We start from the raw sequence: 17523 nt of genomic DNA, 5'->3' as shown, positions 1-17523 counted from the left end.
GACCTTATTCTGAATGTGCAACATGGCTGACAGAGGAGGAAATAGCATGTCCGTTGACAGACTGAAACGCGATCTGCTTAACAAGCTGATCAACGCCCGAATCGACTTGGCCGCCTATCTGCAGCTCAGGAAGGCAAAGGGCTATATGTCAGTCAGCGAAAGCGAACATCTGCGTGATAATCTGTTTGAACTGTGTAATTTCATGCGTGAAAAAGCACCGACCCTGAAGGCGGAATACGATGAAAGCGAGCTGATGGCGCTGCGTCGCGCCGCTGAGGTGCTCTCCATTGCAGGGGTATGTTTGATGAACGGACGCCACGACTGCCCGACTTTTATCGCTGTTAACGCGGAGAAGCTTGAAAACTGCCTGACAACGCTCTCTCTTTGCATCATGTGTCTTAACAAGCACGAGACGCTTGCACAGCACTGAGTTCGGGGGGAGGCAACTCCCCCCTCTGATTAAGCTTTTGTAAAAGTGGTAACGCGCCCGGAGGTAATGGCTAATCTTTATGCCATATGCCGAAAAAGGAGCGCTTTATGCCTCGATCCTCGTTGATTTTCCTGCCTGCATTGTTCATTCCGTTTTCGCTTCTTGCTGCGCCAGAGGCGGTAAAGGTTGAGGTGCTGCAAAACCGACTCGATCACCCCTGGTCGATGGCGTTCCTGCCGGGCAATGACGGTTTACTGGTCACTCTTAAGGGCGGGCAGCTCAAGCGCTGGCAGGCCGGGAAAGGACTTTCCGATCCCATTGTCGGCGTGCCGAAGGTGTGGGCGAACGGCCAGGGAGGACTGCTGGACGTGGTGCTGGCGCCTGATTTTGAAAAGTCGCGCCGCGTCTGGCTGAGCTACGCCGAAGCCGGGCGTGACGGCAAGGCCGGAACGGCGGTGGGCTATGGCCGCCTGAGCGACGATCTTTCCCGCATCGAGGGATTCCAGGTGGTGTTCCGCCAGATGCCGAAACTCTCTACCGGTAACCATTTTGGTGGGCGACTGGTGTTCGACGGCAAAGGGTATCTCTTTATTGGACTCGGCGAGAACAACCAGCGCCCGACGGCGCAGGATCTGGACAAGCTGCAGGGTAAGGTGGTGCGCCTCACCGAAGACGGTAAAGTGCCGCCGGATAACCCCTTTGTGAACACCTCCGGCGCGCGGCCGGAAATTTGGTCCTACGGCATTCGTAACCCGCAGGGGATGGCGATGAACCCGTGGAGCGACACGCTGTGGCTGAACGAGCACGGCCCGCGCGGCGGGGATGAAATCAACATCCCGGAGAAGGGCAAAAATTATGGCTGGCCGCTGGCAACGCACGGCATTAACTACAGCGGGCTGAAAATCCCGGAAGCCAAAGGCGAGCACGTTGAGGGAGCCGAAAAGCCGCTGTTTGTCTGGAAAGTGTCGCCCGCGGTCAGCGGCATGGCGTTCTATAATAGCGACGTGTTCCCGCAGTGGAAAAACAAGCTGTTTATTGGGGCGCTGAAGGAAAAGGACGTTATCGTGCTGAGCGTGGACGGCAATAAAGTGACGGAGGACGGGCGGATCCTGGGCGACCGGGAGCAGCGTATTCGCGATGTGCGAGTGGGGCCGGATGGCTATCTCTATGTCCTGACTGACGAAACGGACGGGCAGCTGTTAAAAGTCAGCCCGTCCGGTGCGTAATCAGGTGACCGGGATCATCACCACGTTACGGTACGCCGGGCGCTCGCTAAGCTGCTTAAGCCAGCGGTCAAGGTTCGGGCGCGGCGTCCATTTCAGACCGAGGTTGGTCAGGTTCCAGACGAACGGCGCTACGGCAATGTCCCCCACGCCGAACGTATCGCCGGAGAACCAGGCGTGCTTCGCCAGCTCATCGTCCATCATCGCAAACAGGTTTTCGCAGGCATCCTGCGCGGCATGAATGGCGGGGTAGTCGCGCTCGGCTTCAGGGGTTCTCACCAGCCCCATCAGGATCACGCGGTGAACGGGAGAGAGCGTCTGATTTGCCCAGTCCATCCACTTCTCACCCTGAGCGCGCTGCGCCGGGTTTTCAACCCACAGGCGGCCAAGACCGTACTGGGCGGCGAGGTAACGCACAATAGTGTTGGACTCCCAAAGCGTTGCGTCTGTTTCGTCATCGCGCAGCAGCGGCACCAGGCCGTTCGGGTTCATCGCCAGATAGTCGGCCTCTTTGTTCACGCCGAACGACATGCTAGCCATGATTTGGTTAAACGGTAAATCCAGTTCCTCCAGCGTCCAGAGCACTTTCTTAACGTTGGTCGAATTATTCCTGCCCCACAGCGTAATCATATTTACTCCTGTTGAGTGTGAATCTGGGTCGGCTTTTTGCCATGGTGAGATAAACCTAACAATTACGCAACAGAAGACAAAAAAATCGCCTGAATCAAAGCGTAAAGGAATGTTATTGCATAAACTTTAATAACTTTACCCTCGTTGGGTTTCTTTAACCGTTTTAGTGCGCTATTACTCATCGCTTCTTGCGACACGGTGATGTGACGTAATTTTTGAATGGACACTCGGGTGGCATTTATGACGCGAAAAATGACTTCTCTGCGCAGCCTGGCGGCAGGCTCTGCGCTCCTTTTCCTGTTTGCACCAACACTCTACGCGGCTGAACAGGCTGCGCCCGAAGCGCCGCCTGTGGACGCGCGCGCCTGGATCCTGATGGACTATTCCAGCGGTAAAGTGCTGGCGGAAGGCAATGCGGATGAGAAACTCGATCCGGCCAGCCTGACCAAAATCATGACCAGCTATGTGGTCGGGCAGGCGTTAAAAGCGGGCAAGATCAAGCTGGACGATATGGTCACCATCGGGAAGGATGCCTGGGCGACCGGCAACCCGGCGCTGCGGGGCTCGTCTGTGATGTTCCTGAAGCCTGGCGATCAGGTCTCCGTCTCCGATCTGAACAAAGGGGTAATCATTCAGTCGGGAAATGATGCGTGTATCGCGCTGGCCGACTACGTTGCCGGCAGTCAGGATTCTTTCATTGGTTTGATGAATGGCTATGCGCAAAAACTCGGCTTAACCAACACCACCTTCAAAACGGTCCACGGCCTGGATGCGCCGGGACAGTTCAGTACCGCGCGCGACATGGCGCTGCTGGGAAAAGCGCTGATCCACGACGTGCCGGATGAATACGCCATCCACAAAGAGAAAGAGTTTACCTTCAACAAAATTCGCCAGCCGAACCGCAACCGCCTGCTGTGGAGCAGCAACGTTAACGTGGACGGAATGAAGACCGGCACTACGGCCGGCGCGGGCTACAACCTGGTGGCCTCCGCGACGCAGGGCGACATGCGCCTGATCTCGGTGGTGCTGGGCACCAAAACCGACCGCATCCGCTTTAACGAGTCAGAAAAACTGCTGACCTGGGGCTTCCGCTTCTATGAAACCGTGACGCCGATTAAACCGGATGCCACGTTCGTCAGCCAGCGCGTCTGGTTTGGTGATAAGAGCGAGGTGAATCTGGGGGCGGGTGAGGCCGGTTCCGTGACCATTCCACGCGGTCAGCTGAAAAACCTGAAAGCAAGCTATACCCTGACCGAACCGCAGCTCACCGCGCCGCTGAAAAAAGGCCAGGTGGTCGGGACGATTGATTTCCAGCTAAACGGTAAGTCGATTGAACAGCGTCCGCTGATTGTGATGGAAGCGGTGGAAGAGGGCGGCTTCTTCAGCCGGATGTGGGATTTCGTGTTGATGAAATTCCATAGCTGGTTTGGCAGCTGGTTTAGTTAAGTTTTATGCCGGGTGGCGCTGCGCTTACCCGGCATAACCTCAATACATCAACTTCACCTGCTGTGCCTTTGCATGGGCCACAATCTCGTCATCGGGGCGGCAATCGCTGACGATGGCGTCAAACTGCGCCAGCTCACCCATTCTTGCCGAACGCACCTTGCCAAACTTACTGTGATCGACCACCAGCACATGATACTGCGCGGCATTTAACGCCCAGTGCTTGACCGGCAGCTCCTCCAGATTAAAGCAGGTTGCACCCTGGCGCACGTTCACGCCTGCGGCAGAATAAAACGCGATGTCCGGGCATAAATTGCTAAGCGTGTCCTGCAGGTTAAGCGGTTTAAAGATGGCGTTGCTGGCGTGAAACTCGCCGCCGCAGAGGATCACCCGGCACTCGGGTTTCTCCTGAAGCGCCAGAAAGGTGTTCAGGGAGTAGCACACCGCGGTAAAGGGAATACTGCTGTCAATGGCTTCGATAATCCACGGCGTAGTGGTGCCGCAGTCAAAAAACAGCGTCTGGTGCGGCTGAACCAGCGTAGCCGCAAGGCGCGCGGCTTTACGCTTCTCTTCAACCAGACGCGTCTTCTGGTCGCTGATCAGATAATGGCTGGCGCTGCGCGGCTCAAGGACGATGTACCCGCCCAGCAGTACCACGGGGGCGCTGTCGCTGTTCAGATCGCGACGAATGGTCATCTCTGAGACGCCGAGGAGGTTGGCGGCTTCCTTCAGATGCAGCTTATCGCTGCGCTTCAGCGCCTGCAGCAGCTGAGCAATGCGGTCATCGCGTCGTGTTTCCATAGTTCCTCGGGATAAAAAAGTGAGCCCCCGCAGGGCGGGGGCTCAGTGTAACCTGTCCGGTTGGGGTTAGTCACGTATCCAGCCCTTGCGGATCGGGATGGCAAAAATGGCGCGATAGAGCGAAGAGAGCCCGCGGTAGAGCGCCTCACCGAAGAGATTCCACAGGATAGCCGCGCTCACGCAGCCAATCAGCCCCACCAGGAAACCGCCCACCATATCCAGCGGCCAGTGGACGCCAAGATAGACGCGCGACCAGGCGATAGCCACAGCGACCACCATCAGCACCGCACCCGACCACAGGCGATGCCAGAACAGGAAAGCCAGCGCGAAGGTGAAGATCACCGTACCGTGATCGCTCGGGAAAGAGTCATCCGGCGCGTGGTGCAGGAAGGTGTAGCCAATGCGATCGACAAAAGGACGATCGTGCGGGAATGCGTGGCCGAGAAGATAGCTGACCAGCACGCTTACCCCGAGCGCCATCGCGACTTTGATCACCAGCTGGCGCTGTGCCTTAACCTGGCTGCGCGGCCCCCACAGCCAGAGAATGGCAGCCAGCGCAGGCACGATGCTGATAAGGTCTTTCGCCAGAAAGGTGGCAAAATCAATCATCCACTCTGGCGAGGCCGGGGTGGCGTTGATCAGATAAAACAGCTGATAATTCAGATTCTCTAGCATAGCGTAATCACTCTTTTGCAAACCGGGTGGAAACCAGCCCGTAGACCGCCACCTGGGAAAACCAGACCCACCACCCGGCCCACAGGTTGTGAGAGAAAAAATGTGCCCCGCGCATCACCTGGCCGAAGCCCATCGCCAGACCCAGAACCACGCCAAGGACCACAAAGCTCCAGGCGAGACGCGGACGCTCGCGCCAGAAGGCAAAAAACAGCCCCATCACCATAAAACCGCTGGAAGAATGGCCACCCGGGAAGCAGCGGCCCGGGCCGCTGTCTGCCGGAACAGCACTGAACAGGGGGTAAGACACGGCCTTACCGCCATATTCCACCAGATCCCACGGGCAGCTGTGGTGGCTGATGCTTTTCAGCACGCCGACCACCAGCGCGCCAAGCCCCATCAGCAGCGCGGCTGTGACAAACCTTGCGTTACGTTTGTAAGCGCCGTAAAGCAGCGCCACGGCGCCTAAGGCAATCGCAATGTACTTCGCCAGACGATGGTTCAGCAGATCCAGCAGGTGGTCTTTCTGCAGCGGGAAAGTCTGTGTCGCCGCGTCATACCAAAAACCGGTGATCCATCTGTCGAGCGCTTCATCGCGCGATAGCCACGTAAACACCACGGCAAGCGCTACTAGCACCAAAAGCTGATAACCATAAAAGCGGGACGGTAAGCGGTAAAGCTGTTTTGTCTTATTAGTCTGTAAGTTAGACAATTCTGAACGGCTGGAAGTGAGTGCCATAATTAGGGATCATTGACGAGTAATCGCGCTATCATAAATCTGTCAACTTAAGGAAACCTTAAACGAAGACGATATGTGCTTTATTTCTGTTTCTCCTCGATAAATCACTATCTCGGATTACGGCATTTCATTAAACTCGTCGCGATTTTGTCATTATAAAGAGATTGCATGTTAAACCGTTCTTCTTCTGGTTCACGTCTGGGTCGTCAGGCGTTGCTTTTCCCTCTGTGTCTGGTGCTCTACGAATTCTCTACCTATATCGGCAACGATATGATCCAGCCCGGTATGCTGGCCGTTGTGGAGCAGTACAACGCGGGAATCGAGTGGGTGCCGACCTCCATGACCGCCTATCTGGCTGGCGGCATGTTTTTGCAGTGGCTGTTAGGCCCGCTGTCGGATCGTATTGGCCGCCGTCCGGTGATGCTGACGGGCGTGGTGTGGTTTATCGTTACCTGCCTCGCCACGCTGCTGGCGCAAAACATTGAACAATTTACCCTGTTGCGTTTCCTGCAGGGGGTGAGCCTGTGCTTTATCGGTGCCGTGGGGTATGCCGCCATCCAGGAGTCGTTTGAGGAGGCGGTGTGTATCAAAATTACCGCGCTGATGGCGAACGTGGCGCTGATCGCCCCCTTACTCGGGCCGCTGGTGGGGGCCGCGTGGGTGCACGTTGCGCCGTGGGAAGGGATGTTTGTGCTCTTTGCTGTTCTCGCCGCCATCGCGTTCTTCGGCCTGCACCGCGCGATGCCGGAAACGGCTACCCGTCTGGGCGAAAAACTCTCGCTGAAAGAGCTGGGCCGGGATTACAAAGCAGTGTTGCAAAATGGCCGCTTTGTGGCGGGGGCGCTGGCTACCGGATTCGTTAGCCTGCCTCTGCTGGCGTGGATCGCGCAGTCACCGGTTATTATCATCAGCGGTGAAAAGCTCAGCAGCTACGAGTACGGCCTGCTGCAGGTGCCGATCTTTGGCGCGTTGATTATCGGTAACCTGGTGCTGGCCCGTCTGACGTCTCGCCGCACCGTGCGTTCACTGATTATCATGGGCGGCTGGCCGATTGCGGCAGGGCTGATTCTGGCGGCGGTAGCGACCGTCGCGTCATCCCACGCCTACCTGTGGATGACGGCGGGGCTGAGCATTTATGCCTTCGGAATTGGTGTGGCGAACGCTGGCCTGGTGCGCCTGACCCTGTTTGCGAGCGAGATGAGTAAAGGTACGGTCTCTGCGGCGATGGGCATGCTGCAGATGCTGATTTTTACCGTCGGTATCGAGGTGAGCAAGCACGCTTACGCGCTGGGCGGCAACGGGTTGTTCAGCCTGTTTAACCTCGCCAACGGCGTGCTGTGGGTAGCCCTGATAGTGGTGTTCCTGAAGGACAAACGCGTCGGAAACGCCCTGCAACCATAATCTTTTTTCCCTCTCCCCATTGGGGAGAGGGCCTGGGTGAGGGGCGAGGCCGCCAGACCGCACGCGGTCAATTAAACGGTGCCTCCCCGTTCAACACCTTCTCAATCACGTTTAAAACGCCTTCCTCGTTATTATGCGGTGCTTCAAAGCGCGCCTCCGCTTTAATATGCGGTTTGGCATTTGCCATCGCAAAGCTGAACCCGGACTGACGCAGCATCTCCACGTCGTTGCCGCTGTCACCAAAGGCCACCACTTCGCTGTCCTCGATGCCCCAGCGCGTTTGCAGGATGCGCAGGCCGTTGGCTTTATGCACGCCGGGGATAATCAGGTCAATGCTGCCGTGACCGGTGGTGACGGGCACCATAATGTCACTTAGCTTTTCATGCAGCAGCGCCTGAATGCGCGGAATTTCGTCATCGGAAACGTTGAGCCCGAACTTGAAGAAGATGTCGTTCAGGCTGTTGAAATCCTGCACCCTTTCGAGGCGGTGATAATATTTTGACGCGATATCAATGAAGGCATCGTCATAGGCCTTAAGCGTGTAGGCGCTGCCTTTCCCGCAGGCGATAATCTCAATGCCGGGGACGTCGTTTAAGACGGTGGCCACGGTGCTGAAATGCGCTTTTGTCAGCTCGCCGTTGAACACATCTTCCCCGGCATCGACCACCCAGCCGCCGTTTTCGGCAACAAAGGCAATTTCATGCGCGATCTCCGGGAAGAACGAGATCAGCTGGTAATACTGGTTGCCGCTGGCGACCACAAAGCGAATGCCTTGCTCCTTCATGCGCGCATACTGCGCCAGAAAGCGCGGGCGGTTATAGGTCTTGGCATCACTCAGGAATGTGCCATCCATGTCGACGGCGATCAGTTTAACGCTCATATCCCTTCTCCATTGACGTTTGTTCCGTTTCCGGCTTTGCCACCGCGCGCGCCACCAGCGCCGCGATAATCACCAACCCTAACACCACCAGCATGGCGCTGCGCAACCCGTAGTGCTCACCGAGGAAACCGAGCAGCGGCGGCCCGACCAGGAAGGCGAGGTAGCCCGTGGTCGCCACCACGCTGACGCGGGTCGGGGCATCCGGGCCGGTGTCGCTGGCGGCCGAAATAGTCAGCGGGAAGCCGAGCGACGCGCCCAGACCCCAGAGGATCACCGAGACCCCGGCAATCCAGTCCACGTCCACAAAGACGATCATCGCGATACCCAGGCCGCCGAGCAGGGCGCTGGCGCGCACTACCGCCACGCGGCTGTAGCGGTCGATAAACCAGCCGCCGGTGAAGCGCCCGACGGTCATCCCCAGCGTAAACCCGGCGTAAATCAGCGAGCCGGAGGTCGGACTAAAGCCGTGGCCGTCCACCATCAGCAGCGGCAGCCAGTCGTTGGCGGAGCCTTCCGCGAACGCCATCGCCAGCACCACCACGCCGATGAGCATCAGCTGGAAATCGCGGTAGAAGGGCAGCCCTTTTTCCGTCGAATGCTGTTCTTCAGCGGAATTCTTGCCGGTACCGTTCGGGATTGCCCGAATGCCGGTCAGGATCGGAATGATGCATACCAGCGCCGCCAGCAGGATATGCAGATTCGCGCTCATGCCAAAGGCCGTCAGCGCCATCCCCACGCCCGCGCCGGCGAGCGTGCCGAGGCTGTAAAAGCCGTGCATCATGGGCAGCACGGTTTTGTTCATCTCGCGCTCGACCGCCGCCCCTTCAACGTTTATCGCAACCTCTGCCGAGCCGAAGCTGCCGCCAAATACCGTCAGCCCCAGGGCAAACAGCACCGGCGAAGCAAACCACAGCGCCACGCTTAGCACGATCATCCCAATTACCGCGAAGCACATGGTGGTGCGGATCACCGCCCGCGTGCCAAAGCGCTTCACCAGCCACGCGGAGCAGAGGATACCGCTCATGGAGCCTATCGACAGACCGAACAGCACGATGCCCATCTCCGCGGTGGAGACGGACAAAATATCGCGAATGGCGGGCGTACGTGTGGCCCAGGAGGCCATCAGCAGACCGGGAATAAAGAAGAACATAAACAATGCCCACATGCGTAGTCGCAGGGCGTTGCGGGAAGAGGTCAGCGTCATTGGGGTAGCACCAGAAGTACAACAGTAGCGACAACACTAGCAAGTTTGTGTACATTTGTACACAAACCAGGTGAGGGATTTATGAGCAGACCACCGAACGATCCGCATCGACGTGAAAAAATTCTCCAGGCGACGCTGGACACCATTGCCGAACACGGGATTCACGCCGTCACGCACCGCAAAATCGCCACCTGCGCGGGCGTGCCGCTGGGGTCAATGACCTACTATTTCGACGGCATGGAGCCGCTGCTGGAGGAGGCCTTCACGTGGTTTACCCGGCAGATGTCGCAGCAGTACCGGGATTTCTTCGCGGGCGTCACCGGGCCGGAGATGGCGTGTGAATCCATCACCACTCTGATCCACAGCTCGCAGGTGACCACGCCGCACAACATGGCGCTGATGTATCAGCTTTACGCCTTTATGCACCGCAGCGCGGCGCTCAAAACGGTGATGCAGGACTGGATGAAAATGAGCCAGACTACGCTGGAGCAGTGGTTCGACCCGGTCACCACCCGCGCGCTGGACGCGTTTATCGAAGGGATGACGCTGCACTATGTGACTGACCGAGAGCCATTAAGCCGGGAGGAAATTCGGGCGATGGTGGGGAGAATTGCAGGCGAGGGGAACCCTTAGGCATTACTCGCCCTGCCTGTTTTACCTGGGTTCGATTTTTTCCCGCTGGCGTCCACGACGGCTTCGCCATCCTCTTTACTAAACGCGCCTTTCTGCGCGTCCGGCAGAATGTCGAGGACAACTTCAGACGGGCGGCACAGGCGGGTGCCCAGCGGCGTTACAACAATCGGACGGTTAATCAGAATCGGGTATTGCAGCATAAAGTGGATAAGCTGGTCGTCGGTGAAGATATCTTCGGCCAGGCCGAGCTGTTCATAGGGCTCCACGTTTTTGCGCAGCAGATCCCGCACCGAAATGCCCATGTCGGCAATCAGGGTGGTCAGCTTCTCGCGCGACGGCGGGGTTTCCAGATAGAGGATAATCTCCGGCTCCGTGCCGCTGTTGCGGATCATCTCCAGCGTATTGCGCGAGGTGCCGCAGGCTGGGTTGTGGTAGATGGTGATGTGGCTCATATCAGTGGCTCATTACAGTGTGAAGGAGAGACGTAGCGCCAGCGCGGCGAGCGTCACAAACAGGACCGGCAGCGTCATGATGATGCCCGTCCGGAGATAGTAGCCCCAGGTAATCGTCATGTTTTTCTGCGCCAGCACGTGGAGCCAGAGCAGGGTGGCGAGGCTACCGATAGGCGTGATTTTCGGCCCCAGATCGCAGCCAATCACGTTGGCGTAAATCATCGCGTCCTTGAGCAATCCCGTCGCCATGCTGCCCTCAATGGAGAGCGCGCCAATCAGCACCGTGGGCATATTGTTCATTATGGATGACAGGAACGCGGTGATGAACCCTGTTCCCAGCGTGGTGGCCCACAGTCCGTGTCCGGCCAGGCTATTCAGCACGCCAGTAAGATAATCCGTCAGCCCGGCATTGCGCAGGCCATACACCACCAGATACATCCCGAGCGAGAAAATAACAATTTGCCACGGAGCGCCGCGCAGCACTTTTCCGGTGTTTATTGCATGTCCCCGTTTTGCGACAGCGAATAAAATCAGCGCGCCGACGGTGGCGATGGCGCTGACCGGAATGCCGAGAGGTTCAAGCACAAAGAAGCCAACGAGCAGAAGCAGCAGCACGATCCAGCCCGTTCTGAACGTCGGGAGATCGTGAATGGCCCGCGCGGGCTCCTGAAGTTTCGCCAGGTCATATTCCGGGGGAATCTCCTTGCGGAAGAAAAGATGCAGCATTACCAGCGTTGCGACAATCGCGGCGATATCAACGGGGATCATCACCGAGGCGTATTCGCTGAACCCCAGCTTAAAGAAGTCTGCCGACACGATGTTGACCAGGTTGGAGACAATCAGCGGCAGGCTGGCGGTATCGGCGATAAAACCTGCCGCCATCACAAACGCCAGCGTGGCCTGCTTGCTGAACCCCAGCGCCAGCAGCATGGCGATGACGATAGGCGTCAGGATCAGCGCCGCGCCGTCATTGGCAAACAGCGCCGCCACGGCCGCACCCAGCAGCACGATATAAGTAAACAGCAATCGCCCGCGACCGTTTCCCCAGCGGGCAACGTGCAGCGCCGCCCACTCGAAAAAGCCGGACTCATCCAGCAGCAAGCTGATAATGATGACGGCGATAAACGTCGCCGTGGCGTTCCAGACGATATTCCAGACCACAGGTATATCGTTAATGTGAATTACCCCGCTGGCCAGCGCCAGCACGGCGCCAATGGTCGCGCTCCAGCCGATACTCAGCCCTTTGGGCTGCCAGATGACCAGTACCAGCGTAAACAGAAAAATTGCCCCTGCCAGAAACATCTTTTACTCCGTTATATCTGTTTTTGTGAATGTATTGTTATCAGCACGAGCCTGGAAGTCGGTTTTTAAGCTTCATGCGCGTCTCTTCCCGCAGGCAGTTCCAGCTGGTGTCGATAACGGCTGCCGCCCATGCCGGCATGTTGGGAGAGAGACGGTAATGGACCCATTTGCCCTCGCGACGATCGATAACCAGCCCGGACTCGCGCAGCAAGGCCATATGGCGGGAGACTTTCGGCTGCGGTTCGCTGGTGGCGGAGCAGAGATCGCAGACACACAGCTCGCCCGCTTCACGGAGCAGCATGACGATGGCGAGTCGCGTTTCGTCGGAGAGGATTTTGAAGAGGTGGAGTGGGTGGAGCATGGGTGTTCCTGAGGGTAGATTAAATCATATTCGTTTAATCATATATGTTTTGGTGGGAAGAGAGAAGGTCAGATTACAGGACGGGGAATTTCAGGCAACAAAAAACCCATCAACCTTGAACCAAAACGGCGGGGTTGATGGGCTCCACAAATTGGGGACATCAAAGAAAAGCAGTGGCACTAGTTATGACTGCCCCCTGCTAAAAAAGTTCTGCGCGTTACAAAAATTTTTTCATTACGCGCAAACTTAGGAGTTATCCGAGTCCCGGCCAGATGATGATAATCAGCGTACCCGCCAGCGTCAGCAGTACGTTCGCGATAGCATAGGTGCCTGCATACCCCAGCGCCGGGATGTTGCTGCGCGCGGTATCGCTGATGATTTCCATCGCCGGGGCACAGGTACGCGCCCCCATCATTGCCCCGAACAGCAGGGCGCGGTTCATACGCAGCACGTAGGCGCCGAACAGGAAGCAGATCACTACCGGTACCAGGCTGACGATAAGTCCGGAAACCAGCATCTGCCAGCCGACGGCGCCGAGGCTGTGACCAATTCCGCTTCCCGCGCTTAAGCCCACGCCCGCCATAAACACCATCAGACCGAACTCTTTCACCATGTTCAGCGCGCCCTGCGGAATGTAGCCGAAGGTCGGGTGGTTCGCTCGCAGGAAGCCCAGCATGATCCCGGCGAACAGCAGACCGGCGGCGTTACCGATGCCGAAGCTAAAGTTGCTGAACTGGAAGGTGATCATCCCGATCATCAGGCCAACAATGAAGAAGGCGCAGAAGGCCAGCAGGTCGGTGACCTGGCTGTGAATGGAGATAAAGCCGATGCGGTCGGCAACGGTTTTTACGCGTCGCGCGTCGCCGCTGACCTGTAGCACGTCGCCTTTGTTGAGCACAACGTTGTCGTCGATAGGCATCTCAATCTGGCTGCGGATGACCCGGTTGAGGAAGCAGCCGTGGTCGGTCAGCTTCAGCTGCGCCAGGCGGCGGCCCACGGCGTTATGGTTTTTCACCACGATCTCTTCGGTGACGATGCGCATGTCGAGCAGGTCGCGGTCGAACACCTCTTTGCCGTTACGGAAGCTCGGGTCGAGACGGGCGTGGGCGTCCGGGTAACCCACCAGCGCGATGTCGTCGCCCATCTGCAGCACCGCGTCGCCGTCCGGATTCGCCAGAATGCCGTTGCGGCGGATACGTTCGATGTAGCAGCCCGTCTGGCGGTAAATCCCCAGTTCGCGAAGATTTTTGCCGTCTGCCCATGCCACCAGCTCCGGCCCGACGCGGTAGGCGCGGATAACCGGGAGATAGACTTTACGTTTGGAATCGGTATCCAGGCCGCGCTCGCGGGCGATTTGCTGGGCGCTGGTCTGCAGATCCTGGTGCTGCAGTTTTGGCAGGTAGCGCGCGCCAACGATCAGGCTCACCAGACCAATCAGATAGGTCAGGGCATAGCCCAGGCTCAGATGGTCGAGGGCGGTAGAGAGCTGCGCGCCCGCCATGCCGGAATGGCGCAGGGTATCACCGGCGCCCACGAGCACGGGGGTTGACGTCATAGAGCCGGCCAGCATACCGGCCGTAAGCCCGATATCCCAGCCAAACAGTTTGCCCAGTCCTAACGCGATCAGCAGCGCGCTGCCGACCATCACCAGCGCCAGCATCAGATAATTTTTGCCGTCGCGGAAGAAAATTGAAAAAAAGTTAGGTCCCGCTTCTACGCCAACGCAAAAAATAAACAGCATAAAACCTAAGTTCAGCGCGTCCGTGTTAATGCTGAAGTGCTGCTGGCCTAATAATAAGGAGACGACTAAAACGCCAATGGAATTACCGAGTTGAACCGAACCCAGACGCAATTTACCCAGGCAAAGACCCAGCGCCAGTACCACAAATAATAACAGGATGTAATTCCCATTTAACAAGTCTGCGACGTTTATATTCACGGAGGCTAACTTCTTGTTTACCAGTAAGTTGTTGAATGAAAGGACTTTTTGGGCTACTGTTTTCTGGATCAGGGAAAAGCGCTAACGCTCCCTGTTTCCTGCTTTATTCCCTAAAACATTAGCTGGCGTGTAGTTTAATCGCATTAGCTACTGACAGCTACTGATTATCGCATCACCCTGTGCGTACTTTGGCATGGATTGCCGCACTGCTTTATCTGACTGGGCGTCTACCCGACGAATGTGTATTTGATAGAGATAAGTCAGGAGGATAGTTTGAATATGAAACGAAACTGGGCGGGGGTGATCAGCTGTTTTTTGCTGTTCACTGTCGTGTGCATGTCGCTCGCATTTAATGTAAAGGGCGCGTTCAGGGCGTCCGGGCATCCTGAGCTGGGGTTGCTTTTCTTCACGTTGCCGGGGGCTGCCGCCAGTTTTCTCTCCCGTCAAGGGGAGGTGGTGAAGCCGCTGCTGGGCGCCATGCTCGCTGCACCGCTGTGTCTGCTGATGATGCGCCTGATGTATATTTCAACGCGGAGTTTCTGGCAGGAGCTGGCGTGGTTGCTGAGCGGCGTATTCTGGTGCGCGCTTGGCGCGCTGTGCTACTTGTTTGTGCGCAGCCTGGTTCAGCACCGGCGGCACCGCAAATAAAAACGCCCTCAGGGTGAGGGCGTCTCTTCATTACTGCTCGGCAAACAGGCCCAGATGCTCTTTAGCGTAGGCCTCAAAGTCGGTGCAACCGCCGATGTGTTTCTGATCGAGGAAGATCTGCGGCACGGTTTCAACCGGCTTACCGACGGTTTTTTCCAGGTCGGCTTTGGTGATGCCTTCCGCGTGGATGTCCACATAGCGGAAGTTGAAGTCATCGCGCTCTTCGGTCAGTTTCTCAGCCAGCTCTTTCGCGCGCACACAGTAAGGGCACCCTGGACGACCAAAAATTACTGCAAACATTTCTCTCTCCTCAAAAAACAAGCCTGACGGCGAATGACACGTATAGTGCCCCATAACCCGCCGTCATTAAAGAAGGTTTCGCCTGTCGTTATAATACCTATGAGCTATGTTTCGCCAATTACACCGCGCATATCATTGCCTATACTGGCTGCCATACGTATTAAGCAAGACTAAAGAGAGACAAGATGACGCCAACCATAGACCTGCTCCAGTCCCACCGCTCCATTCGCCACTTTACCGATGAGCCGATTACCGAGGCACAGCGTAATGCGATTATCGACAGCGCAAGAGCCACCTCCAGCTCCAGCTTTTTGCAGTGCAGCTCGATTATCCGTATTACTGATAAGGCCATGCGTGAACAGCTGGTGACGCTCACCGGCGGGCAGAAGCATGTGGCTCAGGCAGCCGAGTTCTGGGTGTTCTGCGCCGACTTTAACCGCCACCTGCAGATCTGCCCTGAGGCGGAACTTGGGCTGGCCGAACAGCTGCTGCTGGGCGTGGTGGATACCGCGCTGATGGCGCAAAACGCCTTTACGGCCGCAGAATCGCTGGGGTTAGGCGGTGTCTATATCGGCGGGCTGCGTAACAACATTCAAAGCGTGACCGACCTGCTGAAGCTGCCAAAACACGTGCTGCCGCTGTTTGGCCTGTGCCTCGGCTGGCCGGCGGACAACCCGGATCTCAAGCCGCGCATTCCTGCCGCGATGCTGGTGCATGAAAACCATTACCAGCCGGTCGATCAGGATGTCCTGAATCAATACGACGAAGAGCTGGCGAACTACTACATGACGCGCGGCAGCAATAACCGTCGCGACACCTGGACGGACCATATTCGCCGCACCATCATCAAAGAAAACCGCCCGTTTATTCTTGAGTATCTGCACAAGCAGGGCTGGGCAACGCGATAGTCCATTCCTCCTGCGCCTGCCTGCGTATATGATATGCAGGCTTTTTCCATGTCTTCAGAGAGGTGCAGGGTGAAAATTGCCATATTGTCCCGGGACGGAACGCTCTATTCATGTAAGCGCCTGCGAGAAGCGGCGGCGAAACGCGGGCATCAGGTTGAGATCCTCGACCCGATGTCCTGCTATATGAACATCGATCCCGCCGCCTCGTCGATTCACTACAAAGGCCGCAAGCTGCCGCACTTCGATGCGGTGATCCCCCGCATCGGCTCCCAGATTACCTACTACGGCACCGCCGCGCTGCGCCAGTTCGAGATGCTGGGCAGCTATCCGCTCAACGAATCCGTCGCCATTTCCCGCGCCCGCGACAAGCTGCGCTCCCTGCAGCTCCTCGCCCGACAGGGGATCGATCTTCCCGTCACGGGCATTGCTCATTCACCGGACGACACCAGCGATCTGATCGATATGGTGGGCGGCGCGCCTCTAGTGATCAAGCTGGTGGAAGGCACGCAGGGCATTGGCGTGGTGTTAGCGGAAACACGTCAGGCGGCGGAGAGCGTGATCGACGCCTTTCGCGGGCTGAATGCGCACATTCTGGTGCAGGAGTACATTGAAGAGGCGAAAGGGCGCGACATTCGCTGTTTCGTGGTGGGGAACGAGGTCGTGGCGGCCATCGAGCGCCAGGCCAAAGAGGGCGACTTCCGCTCTAACCTTCACCGCGGCGGCGTCGCGCGGGTAGCCGATATTAGCGAACGCGAACGGGAAATAGCCGTGAAAGCGGCGCAAACCCTGGGGCTGGACGTAGCGGGCGTGGACCTTCTTCGGGCGACGCGCGGGCCGCTGGTGATGGAGGTGAACGCCTCCCCGGGGCTGGAAGGTGTGGAAAAAACCACAGGGGTCGATATTGCAGGTAAAATGATCTCATGGATCGAGCGTCATGCCACGCCGGGTTACTGTCTGAAAACGGGCGGTTAAATGGATTACCGGGCGCTTTTTGAGTACCCTATGCGAAGTTTTTACTAAAGAGGCTGCACAGCGATGGATTTACAGGTCGTACCTACACTGGATACGTTACGTCAATGGCTTGATGATGCCGGGATCACCTTCTTCGAATGTGATTCCTGCCAGGCGCTGCATCTGCCTCATATGCAGAATTTCGACGGCATTTTCGATGCCAAAATCGATCTGATTAACGACGTGATCCTTTTTTCCGCGCTGGCCGAAGTGAAGCCTTCTGCGCTGCTGGCGCTGGCCTCCGATCTCTCGGCTATCAACGCCAGTTCTTTGACGGTGAAAGCATTTCTCGATATACAGGACGATAATCTGCCAAAACTGGTCGTTTGCCAGTCTTTATTCTCCGGGGCAGGGCTGTCGTTCAAGCAGTTCGCCTGGTTTATGCGCCTGAGCGAAGAGCAAATTTCCATGGTTATGATGGAAGCCAATGCACATCATCTGCTGTATAGCGCGGAAGACGATGCTGAGAATAATGATGCATCTCCCAATTTTCTTCACTAAGCCTGTCTGACTTTTGCGCAGTCGCTGCCATAGCGGCTGCAGAAG

Annotated in this window: 20 protein-coding genes; 9 read left to right on the top strand and 11 right to left on the bottom strand. The window is 57.1% G+C overall.

The features are described 5' to 3' along the window. Positions 1–46: 46 nt before the first annotated feature. Positions 47–430 carry a biofilm formation regulator BssR gene (bssR, locus tag HBA26_RS13045; RefSeq protein ID WP_047368169.1) on the top strand — a complete coding sequence of 128 codons (384 nt, stop codon included), beginning with the start codon at positions 47–49 and terminating at the stop codon, positions 428–430. A 107-nt stretch (positions 431–537) separates the two neighbouring features. Further along, positions 538–1656 carry a PQQ-dependent sugar dehydrogenase gene (locus tag HBA26_RS13040; RefSeq protein WP_048957049.1) on the top strand — a complete coding sequence of 373 codons (1119 nt, stop codon included), beginning with the start codon at positions 538–540 and terminating at the stop codon, positions 1654–1656. Here HBA26_RS13040 and HBA26_RS13035 read toward each other — a convergent pair whose 3' ends face one another. Beyond that, positions 1657–2283 carry a glutathione S-transferase family protein gene (locus HBA26_RS13035; protein WP_166720917.1) on the bottom strand — a complete coding sequence of 209 codons (627 nt, stop codon included), beginning with the start codon at positions 2281–2283 and terminating at the stop codon, positions 1657–1659. Between the two features lie 240 nt (positions 2284–2523). Between HBA26_RS13035 and dacC the strand changes: the two genes are divergently transcribed. After that, positions 2524–3729, top strand: a complete 1206-nt coding sequence (gene dacC / locus HBA26_RS13030; protein ID WP_032644979.1) for a serine-type D-Ala-D-Ala carboxypeptidase — start codon at positions 2524–2526, stop codon at positions 3727–3729. Positions 3730–3768: 39 nt separating this feature from the next. Here the strand turns inward: dacC and deoR are convergent, their stop codons facing one another. From deoR to HBA26_RS13015, 3 genes are all read right to left on the bottom strand, one after another. After that, positions 3769–4527 carry a DNA-binding transcriptional repressor DeoR gene (gene deoR / locus HBA26_RS13025; protein WP_047368171.1) on the bottom strand — a complete coding sequence of 253 codons (759 nt, stop codon included), beginning with the start codon at positions 4525–4527 and terminating at the stop codon, positions 3769–3771. A 66-nt stretch (positions 4528–4593) separates the two neighbouring features. Further along, positions 4594–5202, bottom strand: coding sequence for an undecaprenyl-diphosphate phosphatase (ybjG, locus tag HBA26_RS13020; RefSeq protein WP_028012487.1), 609 nt, complete (start codon positions 5200–5202; stop codon positions 4594–4596). A 7-nt stretch (positions 5203–5209) separates the two neighbouring features. Next, on the bottom strand, positions 5210–5938 hold the full coding sequence (locus tag HBA26_RS13015) for a phosphatase PAP2 family protein (protein WP_126345168.1): 729 nt from the start codon (positions 5936–5938) through the stop codon (positions 5210–5212). 168 nt (positions 5939–6106) lie between these two features. On the opposite strand from HBA26_RS13015, the gene HBA26_RS13010 reads away from it, so the two are divergent. Continuing rightward, positions 6107–7339 carry an MFS transporter gene (locus HBA26_RS13010; RefSeq protein ID WP_048957054.1) on the top strand — a complete coding sequence of 411 codons (1233 nt, stop codon included), beginning with the start codon at positions 6107–6109 and terminating at the stop codon, positions 7337–7339. A gap of 67 nt (positions 7340–7406) precedes the next feature. Here HBA26_RS13010 and HBA26_RS13005 read toward each other — a convergent pair whose 3' ends face one another. Both HBA26_RS13005 and HBA26_RS13000 read right to left on the bottom strand, forming a co-directional pair. After that, positions 7407–8219: a Cof-type HAD-IIB family hydrolase gene (locus tag HBA26_RS13005; protein ID WP_059355492.1), complete on the bottom strand. Its 813-nt coding sequence runs from the start codon at positions 8217–8219 to the stop codon at positions 7407–7409. Continuing rightward, positions 8209–9423, bottom strand: a complete 1215-nt coding sequence (locus HBA26_RS13000; protein ID WP_041910681.1) for an MFS transporter — start codon at positions 9421–9423, stop codon at positions 8209–8211. Before HBA26_RS13000 ends, HBA26_RS13005 begins: the two co-directional genes overlap by 11 nt. Positions 9424–9504: 81 nt before the next feature. Here HBA26_RS13000 and HBA26_RS12995 point away from each other — a divergent pair, with 81 nt between their 5' ends. After that, positions 9505–10056, top strand: a complete 552-nt coding sequence (locus HBA26_RS12995) for a TetR family transcriptional regulator (RefSeq protein ID WP_028012492.1) — start codon at positions 9505–9507, stop codon at positions 10054–10056. On the opposite strand, the gene arsC is transcribed toward HBA26_RS12995, so the two are convergent. The 4 genes from arsC to HBA26_RS12975 form a co-directional block, all read right to left on the bottom strand. Continuing rightward, a complete protein-coding gene (gene arsC, locus HBA26_RS12990; RefSeq protein ID WP_126345169.1) occupies positions 10053–10508 on the bottom strand; it encodes a glutaredoxin-dependent arsenate reductase in 456 nt (151 codons plus the stop codon). The genes HBA26_RS12995 and arsC overlap by 4 nt on opposite strands. A gap of 12 nt (positions 10509–10520) precedes the next feature. After that, on the bottom strand, positions 10521–11810 hold the full coding sequence (locus HBA26_RS12985) for an arsenic transporter (protein WP_126345170.1): 1290 nt from the start codon (positions 11808–11810) through the stop codon (positions 10521–10523). Between the two features lie 40 nt (positions 11811–11850). Next, the gene (locus HBA26_RS12980; protein WP_126345171.1) at positions 11851–12171 is read right to left on the bottom strand and encodes a metalloregulator ArsR/SmtB family transcription factor; all 321 of its coding nucleotides are present in this window, start codon (positions 12169–12171) and stop codon (positions 11851–11853) included. Positions 12172–12424: 253 nt separating this feature from the next. Beyond that, positions 12425–14110, bottom strand: a complete 1686-nt coding sequence (locus tag HBA26_RS12975) for an aspartate:alanine antiporter (RefSeq protein WP_014169303.1) — start codon at positions 14108–14110, stop codon at positions 12425–12427. A 279-nt stretch (positions 14111–14389) separates the two neighbouring features. Here HBA26_RS12975 and HBA26_RS12970 point away from each other — a divergent pair, with 279 nt between their 5' ends. Then, the gene (locus HBA26_RS12970) at positions 14390–14758 is read left to right on the top strand and encodes an inner membrane protein YbjM (RefSeq protein ID WP_080339193.1); all 369 of its coding nucleotides are present in this window, start codon (positions 14390–14392) and stop codon (positions 14756–14758) included. Between the two features lie 30 nt (positions 14759–14788). Here HBA26_RS12970 and HBA26_RS12965 read toward each other — a convergent pair whose 3' ends face one another. Then, a complete protein-coding gene (locus HBA26_RS12965) occupies positions 14789–15058 on the bottom strand; it encodes a GrxA family glutaredoxin (protein WP_028012502.1) in 270 nt (89 codons plus the stop codon). A gap of 185 nt (positions 15059–15243) precedes the next feature. Here HBA26_RS12965 and nfsA point away from each other — a divergent pair, with 185 nt between their 5' ends. From nfsA to HBA26_RS12950, 3 genes are all read left to right on the top strand, one after another. After that, positions 15244–15966, top strand: coding sequence for a nitroreductase NfsA (nfsA, locus tag HBA26_RS12960; RefSeq protein ID WP_028012503.1), 723 nt, complete (start codon positions 15244–15246; stop codon positions 15964–15966). A gap of 69 nt (positions 15967–16035) precedes the next feature. After that, positions 16036–16938 (top strand): 30S ribosomal protein S6--L-glutamate ligase, encoded by a 903-nt coding sequence (gene rimK, locus HBA26_RS12955; protein ID WP_028012504.1) that lies wholly within the window; start codon positions 16036–16038, stop codon positions 16936–16938. Between the two features lie 63 nt (positions 16939–17001). Then, positions 17002–17478: a YbjN domain-containing protein gene (locus tag HBA26_RS12950; RefSeq protein ID WP_003858385.1), complete on the top strand. Its 477-nt coding sequence runs from the start codon at positions 17002–17004 to the stop codon at positions 17476–17478. The last annotated feature ends 45 nt before the right edge of the window (positions 17479–17523 follow it).

Source organism: Enterobacter sp. 725m/11 (genome assembly GCF_011683705.1).
Lineage (GTDB): Bacteria > Pseudomonadota > Gammaproteobacteria > Enterobacterales > Enterobacteriaceae > Enterobacter > Enterobacter bugandensis.
This window is presented reverse-complemented; position numbering and strand designations above follow the sequence as displayed.